General features: G+C 41.8%; 12 protein-coding genes and 1 pseudogene. 11 read left to right on the top strand and 2 right to left on the bottom strand.

Features of this window, described 5'->3' with window-relative positions; genetic code table 11:
* Window positions 1–114: 114 nt before the first annotated feature.
* Window positions 115–396, bottom strand: coding sequence for a helix-turn-helix domain-containing protein (locus tag IM473_RS05465; protein ID WP_287658118.1), 282 nt, complete (start codon window positions 394–396; stop codon window positions 115–117).
* Window positions 397–604: 208 nt separating this feature from the next.
* Here IM473_RS05465 and IM473_RS05460 point away from each other — a divergent pair.
* The 10 genes and pseudogenes from IM473_RS05460 to IM473_RS05415 form a co-directional block, all read left to right on the top strand.
* Window positions 605–868 (top strand): annotated as a pseudogene (locus IM473_RS05460) (DUF29 family protein); the annotation flags it as partial.
* A 141-nt stretch (window positions 869–1,009) separates the two neighbouring features.
* Window positions 1,010–1,633, top strand: coding sequence for a C-phycocyanin alpha-cysteine-84 phycocyanobilin lyase subunit CpcF (gene cpcF / locus IM473_RS05455; RefSeq protein ID WP_287658117.1), 624 nt, complete (start codon window positions 1,010–1,012; stop codon window positions 1,631–1,633).
* 63 nt (window positions 1,634–1,696) lie between these two features.
* Window positions 1,697–2,470, top strand: coding sequence for an ABC transporter permease (locus tag IM473_RS05450; protein WP_002761938.1), 774 nt, complete (start codon window positions 1,697–1,699; stop codon window positions 2,468–2,470).
* Window positions 2,471–2,594: 124 nt separating this feature from the next.
* Window positions 2,595–3,488 (top strand): ABC transporter ATP-binding protein, encoded by an 894-nt coding sequence (locus tag IM473_RS05445; RefSeq protein WP_287658116.1) that lies wholly within the window; start codon window positions 2,595–2,597, stop codon window positions 3,486–3,488.
* Window positions 3,489–3,627: 139 nt separating this feature from the next.
* Window positions 3,628–4,104: a hypothetical protein gene (locus IM473_RS05440; RefSeq protein WP_287658115.1), complete on the top strand. Its 477-nt coding sequence runs from the start codon at window positions 3,628–3,630 to the stop codon at window positions 4,102–4,104.
* A 197-nt stretch (window positions 4,105–4,301) separates the two neighbouring features.
* Complete coding sequence (locus tag IM473_RS05435; RefSeq protein WP_287658114.1) at window positions 4,302–4,550, top strand: hypothetical protein; 249 nt, start codon at window positions 4,302–4,304, stop codon at window positions 4,548–4,550.
* A complete protein-coding gene (locus IM473_RS05430; RefSeq protein WP_287658113.1) occupies window positions 4,543–4,824 on the top strand; it encodes a DUF2470 domain-containing protein in 282 nt (93 codons plus the stop codon). Before IM473_RS05435 ends, IM473_RS05430 begins: the two co-directional genes overlap by 8 nt.
* A 54-nt stretch (window positions 4,825–4,878) precedes the next feature.
* On the top strand, window positions 4,879–5,091 hold the full coding sequence (locus IM473_RS05425) for a hypothetical protein (RefSeq protein WP_287658112.1): 213 nt from the start codon (window positions 4,879–4,881) through the stop codon (window positions 5,089–5,091).
* Window positions 5,088–5,441: an NINE protein gene (locus IM473_RS05420; protein WP_002798892.1), complete on the top strand. Its 354-nt coding sequence runs from the start codon at window positions 5,088–5,090 to the stop codon at window positions 5,439–5,441. Before IM473_RS05425 ends, IM473_RS05420 begins: the two co-directional genes overlap by 4 nt.
* A gap of 6 nt (window positions 5,442–5,447) precedes the next feature.
* The gene (locus IM473_RS05415) at window positions 5,448–6,134 is read left to right on the top strand and encodes a helix-hairpin-helix domain-containing protein (RefSeq protein WP_287658111.1); all 687 of its coding nucleotides are present in this window, start codon (window positions 5,448–5,450) and stop codon (window positions 6,132–6,134) included.
* Between the two features lie 15 nt (window positions 6,135–6,149).
* Here the strand turns inward: IM473_RS05415 and IM473_RS05410 are convergent, their stop codons facing one another.
* The gene (locus IM473_RS05410) at window positions 6,150–6,926 is read right to left on the bottom strand and encodes an SDR family NAD(P)-dependent oxidoreductase (RefSeq protein WP_287658110.1); all 777 of its coding nucleotides are present in this window, start codon (window positions 6,924–6,926) and stop codon (window positions 6,150–6,152) included.
* Window positions 6,927–7,074: 148 nt separating this feature from the next.
* Between IM473_RS05410 and isiD the strand changes: the two genes are divergently transcribed.
* Window positions 7,075–7,287 carry a protein IsiD gene (isiD, locus tag IM473_RS05405; protein ID WP_104395925.1) on the top strand — a complete coding sequence of 71 codons (213 nt, stop codon included), beginning with the start codon at window positions 7,075–7,077 and terminating at the stop codon, window positions 7,285–7,287.
* Window positions 7,288–7,342: the final 55 nt, after the last annotated feature.

Here is a 7,342-nt window from a genome sequence, read left to right as displayed (position 1 = left end):
TCTAAGACTTTCTGGTATAGTTCACTTATCATTTTCGTTATTTAGGTCATATATAGTAAATATGACTTATCTTTTTTGGGAGTCTGTGTCTGTATTCCATGCTACATAAGCTTTTCAGCTTGCTTGTCCCCCTGTCAGCCCTTCCCCACAAGATGTGGACTGACAAGCTTGCTCAACTTGCTTTAAAATTTCGCAAGGATCTACACCGATTACACGACTAACCAGAAGGAACTCAACCACATCTAATCTTCTTTCACCATTTTCGTATTTGGCAACGAAAGATTGCGGCTTTTTGATGGCTTTAGCGAGGGCTGCTTGAGTTAAATTCGCATCCTTACGAGCGGCGATCAGGCATCGACGAAAGACATGGTACTCTGGGCTAAAAATAGATTTCATCGTGCTTTAATGAGCACAGGAGTTAGCATTTCCAAGATAAACCTATTTTAGAATAATCCCAAAATGGGATTTTAGGTTCCCTAGTACCTTAGTAAACAGCATAACACCCCCAGTGTAGCGGACGGTATGGAGTCTTTGGTACAATGGCGAAGGTTACTCGCTGCTGCTGATCTGGAACGATAGAAAGTTTGGGCAGAAGTCAACACACTGCCTCAAACTTTGCTATACTGATTACGTTGAAGATTATCGAGGTTGGCAAGAAACTATTAGGCGCAGTCAACGGGAACTAGAAGAACTTTTGAGCGATTCTCCTAGTTTAAAACCCTACTGGGAGCAAGTATTTTTAGATTGCTATGCCACGGCTTTAAAAAGCTTGCGAGATAACCCCGATTATCAATCCTTTAACTTTCCCAATGATTGTCCTTTTCCCCAAGAAATTAGTCAGATTTTACAGAAAAAAGTTTGGCGATAAAATTATCTTTAAAAGTTTGTTGGCGGTGTTAGGAGTCAGGAGATTATTTTTATTTATTCTTCCCACTTTATAATTTATAATTTATAATTTATAATTCATAATTCCCACACCCCAACTCCTCATCCCCTCCACTGATAACCAATGCTTCCTACCGTTGAGACTTTAATTATTGCCGTCGAAAAAGCCGACTCAGCCAATGAGTTACTAACCGCCGTGGAAAACTTAGCCGCCGCCAAAAGTGAAGCGGCAATACCCACCCTCACCGATGTCCTGAGATATAATAACCCTGGTGCCTCCGTGGCAGCAGTGGACGGTTTAATCGCCATCGGCAAAGCGGCGGTTCCCTACTTACTGGCCAACCTAGACGGTTATAATTATGGGGCGAGAGCTTGGGCAACCCGCGCCCTAGCGGGAATTGGCGATGTGCGAGGATTGGACTTATTGCTTGATGCGGCGGTGAGTGATTTTTCCTTTAGCGTGCGGCGAGGGGCGGCTAGAGGCTTAGGAAATATAATTTGGTCTGATTTGGAGAAAAGTCGGGTTTCTGAGGCTCAGAAGGCTGTTTTTGCGGCACTGGAGAAACTTTCGCAAGGAGACCCAGAGTGGGTGGTTAGATATGCGGCGATTGTCGGATTGGAGGGGTTAGGAACTGCGGCGGCGGCATTTCGCGAGGCTATTCGGGAACTTTTAGCACAGATTCGGGAGACAGAAGCGGAAATAGTGGTAAGATTGCGTGCCGATCAAGCTCTGGAACACTTACAATAAGCCTAAGTCACAAAGTAGAAAAACTCATTTCTCTACAGGGAGAAACAATTACACTAACATTCTATGAAATATTGGCAGGAAATTTTAGCGATCGCTCAACGAATTTTAGTGGAATTAATCCGGCGCGGGCGTAGCTTAATCCTCTGGGGCATTTTCCCGATCCTTGTCCTGCTCTTAAATGGCTATATTATGGCAGAAAAAGGCAAAATTGAGCTTGCCGAGGCGATGGCTCTGGCTACTCCTCCCACCCTCGTCGGGGCGGCACTTTTCTTTAGTTGTTTGGGGGGAACCGTGGCGACGGTAGTGGCAGAAAGGGAACAACAAACGATTAAACGGTTATTTTTATCGCCTTTAAGCGGTGTTTCCTATTTTATCGGCATTTTTCTCGCCCATTGTGCGATTGCCGCCTGTCAGACAGTTTTAGTTTATTCTATTGCTAAACAGTATGGAGCCACTTTTAAAGGCTCAATTCCTCTAGAATTATTAATTATTTTCCTTAGTATCACCGCCTATGTGGGTTTAGGATTTATCCTCGGTACTCAACTGGCGAAAAGAACGGAAGATGTTAATGCTTTGGTGGGAACTTTTGGGGTTCCTTTATTAATTTTAGGCGGCGTTTTTCTCCCGACTGCTTTATTCCCCGATAATATTCTATCTCTGGCTAAATATAACCCGATCTACCACATGAATGAAGCTTTAATTGCTGTTTGGGCAAAGGGCGAAAATCTGCAAGATATTAGCTCTCATTTTCGCTTTCTTTGTCTTTTTGCTCTAGCTATGGTAGCAGGTGGTTGGCTTACCTATCGACAAATGTTAAACCTTGAACGCCGACTGTAAATCAGTTATCAGTTATCAGTTAGAAAAGGCAAGAGTATTGATTAATTTGTCTTCCCATATCTTCCACTCCCTAATCCTGTCCCCTGTCTCCTGACTCCTGACTATCCTTGTTACTTTATTAAAAATGCTGACTATTAATAATGTCAAAAAAAATTACGGAAGACGCTTAGTATTAGATCAATTAAACTTTCATATTGAAGCGGGGGAAATTTACGGTTTACTCGGTCCCAATGGTGCGGGAAAAACCACCACTATTAACTTAATTTGTAATTTATTAAAACCCTCATCGGGAGAAATTACCTTTAATTATTTGCCAATTTCCCGAGTTACTAAAGAATTAATTGGGGTTGCCCCGCAAGAAAATTTATTGTACAAATCCCTTACTTGTGAGGAAAATCTCAACTTTTTTGCTCAGATTTATGGACTCGATCGCCACCAGCGTCGTCATCGGATTAAAACCAGTTTATCCGCAGTAAATTTGCTTGATCGCGCCCGTAGTCCGGTGGAAACTTTAAGCGGTGGAATGCAGCGCCGGATGAATATTGCCGTGGCTATTGTTCATCAGCCAAAATTATTAATTCTCGATGAACCAACTACTGGTTTAGACATCGAATCTCGTTATGAAATTTGGGATTTAATTGGAGAATTACGGCGACAGGGAATGACAATTTTATTAACTACCCATCTCCTCGATGAAGCACAGCGTCTCTGTCAACGTATCGGCATTTTAAAACAAGGTCGTATTATTGCCGAAGGTAATTTAAATCAGCTGCGTCAGCATATTCCTGCTAAGGAAATTATTATCATGGATACCCAGGATCAAGAAGCAGCAATAAATCGAGGTAAACAATTAGGATTTACTCCCAAATTTTACGGAAAAGATTTAGCTTTTTGGTTACATGAACATCTAGAATTAAGCGAGATTATTCGGGCATTCGACGGCATTAATATTGATTCTATCTCCCGTCAGACGATACAGTTAGAACATATTTATATGGAAATTATGAATCAATTTTAAACCCGTTTTTGAAAATTCAGGTTGATGGTCGGCATTTTTTCAGTAATTGGCCTCAATTAAGCTAAATCGCCGTTTTTTTTACCGTCATGATCATCTATAATTTTTGGATAGGTTCTATTAATTGGAGACGGAATCAATAATGAAATTAACCTCTATCACTGGGTTATTGAGTCTATCGGCGGTATTATTAAGCTCACATCTACCGGCAGCGGCGCAAAATTGTCGGCCACTTTCTTTATTAGGGGGTGAGGGTAGTGAAATTACCAAAACCGTCTCGCAACCCACTATTCCGGGGCCTTTCGGTGTCACGATAACTCGTAATAATTGGAATACCGATTGGGCAGTGCCGGGGGGGAGACGTTTTCAGAGGTTTATCGTTACGGTTTCTGTCCCCCGGGCTGCCTCCTTTGATATCCGGCTGTTTCTCAAGTATAGCGATCAAACTAACGAGGAATTTTTTAATACTAATGGAGTACGAATCGAACCCGATAAACCCTTAACAATTACTGCCACAGTACGGGCAAATGATCAACCTTTTTTAGTCAATCTTTTTGTCAATGGTATTCAGCACATCGGTAATACCTACACCGCTTCTGTTGTCGGTTGTGAACGATAAAATATATAGGGTGTGCTGAAAAAGTTTTTTCTGGGGGCAGGGTGTGGGGTTTTAAGCTAAGAGGCATTTTAATCGCCTATCCTTAGATTAGCTGAATCTCTCCCAATCCCTTTACTATTACCTCTTGTCTCATCTCAACAGGCAATTTAAATGCGCGGGTAGCCCCGGATCTTACTCTCTACCCCGATTGACCTTAAGTGGGACAATTAGATCAATGCACAGTTAAAACTTTTTGTCAAGAAAATAATATTAAACTTATTATTGATGTCTGCCATGCCCACGCCCAAATTATCTGGCAATTAGCGATTAATTACGCTACCCTAACTAATATCCCCCCCATTGGCCTCGATTTAGAACTGGCTTTTAGCCGTCTCCACTTTAATTCTCCCAAAAAAACTAGCAATTTTAACGATATTATCGATCTTTTTCGGAAATATTATGTCTGAAACTATCACTCCCGCCATTAGCGATCGCATCTGTAAACACATGAACAAGGATCACGGTGATGCCGTGCTTTTCTACGCTCAAGTTTACGGTAATATTACCGATGCAGAAACCGCTCAAATGCTCTCCATCGATCCCCAAGGCATGGATTTAGCCGTAGAAAAATTAGGGGAGAGTCAAACAATTAGAATACCTTTTGAGCGCATCCTAGAATCAGCCAAGGATGCCCATAATATCCTCGTTGAGATGCTAAAAGTTAATCAAAGCACCCCTTGACAAAGACCGATTTTGCCACCATCACCGAAAAAGACCAACCTAGAGAATTAGCCCATGAATCAGGTTAACAGTACGGGAGTAAAAATACCCAAGTCTGGCTGGCGTTTACTGCCCTTTTTAGTCTTGGGTGTGCTAGTTTTTGCCTTTAATTCCTCCCTAGAATTAAATTATCTGGTTAAGGGTTATATTACTCTCTTGGAATTACAGGCAGGCATCGTGGTTTTATACTTTCTTTTGGCTAAATTAGGGAAATCTCAAAAATTATGAGAAATAGAACTATAGCGGCTTTACTAGCCTTTTTTCTCGGTTATCTTGGCATCCATAAGTTTTATCTAGGGGAGAATTTGGCCGGTGTTCTCTATCTACTTTTCTTCTGGACTTTTATCCCCGGCATCATTGCTTTTTTTGAATTTATTGGTTTAATCATCATGTCAGATCAAGCTTTTGATGCTAAATACAATCCTAACTATCTCCCCAGCAGTAGAGAGCGAGGACTGCCGGAATCAGGTCAGCAAAAAACCGCTACTTTACTCCAGCTTAAAAAACTTTATGATCAGGGAATTATTACTGCTGAAGAATACGAAGAAAAACGCAGAAAATATTTAGATTCTCTTTAAAAAAATATGTCTAATCTCTCTCCTCGCCCTCCCGAATCTTCCGAGTGGATCTGGCTGTCTTTAGTCCCAGTTTTCGGTGGGCTTGCCATTGCTAATGCTGGCAAAAAAACTAATAACCAAAGTTGGTTATCCGTCGGCATTGCTTTGACAATTATCTCCTTTATTTTCCTTACACAAGAGGCTTTTATCGTAATTTGGTTTGCCCAAATCGGCCTGGGTTTATACATACGTCAACAGCTTAATTCCCATCCAATAGCTTCGGCAAATAGAATCGATTCTAGACAGTCATCCTCTCCTCTCGAAAAAATTGATATTAACAGCTGTTCCACCAACGATCTGGTTTATAAATTAGGGTTGCCGATTGTCTATGCCAATGATATCGTTTCTGTCCGTAATGAAGGACATATTTTTACCGATTTAGAAGAATTACACTTCCTGGCTGGTTTACCGGAAAATTATCTCAAAAAATTGGAACCTTTGATTATCTTTGCCTACGATATTCGCCAAGAAGTTGAGGTTTCTTGGCGTTGTTTAAACTACTACTCCGTTGCGGAATTAGTCAATCTCGGTCTTGACTTTTCCCTGGCCGATAAAATTGTCGCCGAAAGAGAAAAAAACGGTGTCTATCGTTCGGCCATCGAAGTGAGAAACCGGACAGGTATTCCCTTAAAATCCTATCAGCAATTGCTCTAATTAGCTTAATTCTAGTTATAGCTTGAATTGCTTTTCTATCAAAGACACGATCCAACTTCTGGGTAAAAAACGGGGCAGATTGACGATAATTTTATTAGCAAATTTACCAGCTACCACGTTGGGGCGCTTGTTTGCCAAGGCGGTTAAAGCCTCTTGTACCACCACTTCCGCCGAATCTAACCGGCCGTTTTTGCCCATAAAGGCACTGGGAAATCGGGCTACCTCAAAAAAATTCGATTCCGTCGGACCGGGGCAAAGAGCAAGGATTTTAACGCCTTTGTCTTTATTTTCTGCCCAGAGAGACTCGCTAAAACTGAGGACAAAAGCTTTTGTCGCTGCATAGACGGAAAGATAGGGCAGCGGTTGAAACCCGGCAATGGAAGCAACATTGATAATTGCCCCCCCAGTGCCAGCAAGCATGGGACGGAGAAAATAGTGGCTTAATTCCACCAATACCAGATTATTTAACTGGATCATTTCTAACTGTCGGGCTAAATCCTGCTCGCTAAAAGCACCATAATCACCAAAACCGGCATTATTTACCAGTAAATCGACGTTGATTCCTTTTTGGTTCACCGTATCATATACTAGCTTTCCCGCCCTGGCAACGGTCAGATCTTGAACGATAACTGTCACTTTTACCCCGTATTGTTCCCCCAATTCCGCTGCTAATTGTTCTAGTTTATCCCTAGATCTGGCGACTAAAATTAGCTCCATTTGCCGTTGAGCAAGTTGACGAGCAAAGACGACACCGATACCAGTGGAAGCACCGGTAATGAGGGCTGTTTTCATAGAAGATCAATCAAAAATAGCTTTTTTGCTGGAATTGTACCACAATTACCCTTCCATTTACAGTTCTTAACTTGGCGGGGAAGGCATTTTTTCAACTCAAAATATATGTTAGGCTAGAAATAGAACAAAGGTCGAGGGAGGTACACAAATGACAGTTATAAGCTTCACTGATCAAGATATTGCCAAGTATACCGCCGCTGATATGGCTTCTTTAGCCGAACGACTAGAAAAAGATGAGTATAGTAACCCCTTCGAGGCTTTGCGGGATTGGCATCTGTTGCGAGCGATCGCTTTTCAAAGGCAGGAATTAGCCGAACCTTATCTTTATCTTTTGGATCTAGAAGCCTACGATGAGGCTTAAAGTGGCTTCGTTAAACAAAACTTAACACAAATTACCCGGTGTGTGAGACTAGCAC

The organism is Microcystis sp. M015S2, from assembly GCF_020245945.1.
Classification (GTDB): domain Bacteria; phylum Cyanobacteriota; class Cyanobacteriia; order Cyanobacteriales; family Microcystaceae; genus Microcystis.
This window is presented reverse-complemented; position numbering and strand designations above follow the sequence as displayed.

What these genes read in the sequence shown, in the direction of transcription:
- IM473_RS05465 (WP_287658118.1), bottom strand. Translation starts at nt 396, where the DNA reads ATGAAATCTATTTTTAGCCCAGAGTACCATGTCTTTCGTCGATGCCTG.
- cpcF (WP_287658117.1), top strand. Translation starts at nt 1,010, where the DNA reads ATGCTTCCTACCGTTGAGACTTTAATTATTGCCGTCGAAAAAGCCGAC.
- IM473_RS05450 (WP_002761938.1), top strand. Translation starts at nt 1,697, where the DNA reads ATGAAATATTGGCAGGAAATTTTAGCGATCGCTCAACGAATTTTAGTG.
- IM473_RS05445 (WP_287658116.1), top strand. Translation starts at nt 2,595, where the DNA reads ATGCTGACTATTAATAATGTCAAAAAAAATTACGGAAGACGCTTAGTA.
- IM473_RS05440 (WP_287658115.1), top strand. Translation starts at nt 3,628, where the DNA reads ATGAAATTAACCTCTATCACTGGGTTATTGAGTCTATCGGCGGTATTA.
- IM473_RS05430 (WP_287658113.1), top strand. Translation starts at nt 4,543, where the DNA reads ATGTCTGAAACTATCACTCCCGCCATTAGCGATCGCATCTGTAAACAC.
- IM473_RS05425 (WP_287658112.1), top strand. Translation starts at nt 4,879, where the DNA reads ATGAATCAGGTTAACAGTACGGGAGTAAAAATACCCAAGTCTGGCTGG.
- IM473_RS05420 (WP_002798892.1), top strand. Translation starts at nt 5,088, where the DNA reads ATGAGAAATAGAACTATAGCGGCTTTACTAGCCTTTTTTCTCGGTTAT.
- IM473_RS05415 (WP_287658111.1), top strand. Translation starts at nt 5,448, where the DNA reads ATGTCTAATCTCTCTCCTCGCCCTCCCGAATCTTCCGAGTGGATCTGG.
- IM473_RS05410 (WP_287658110.1), bottom strand. Translation starts at nt 6,926, where the DNA reads ATGAAAACAGCCCTCATTACCGGTGCTTCCACTGGTATCGGTGTCGTC.
- isiD (WP_104395925.1), top strand. Translation starts at nt 7,075, where the DNA reads ATGACAGTTATAAGCTTCACTGATCAAGATATTGCCAAGTATACCGCC.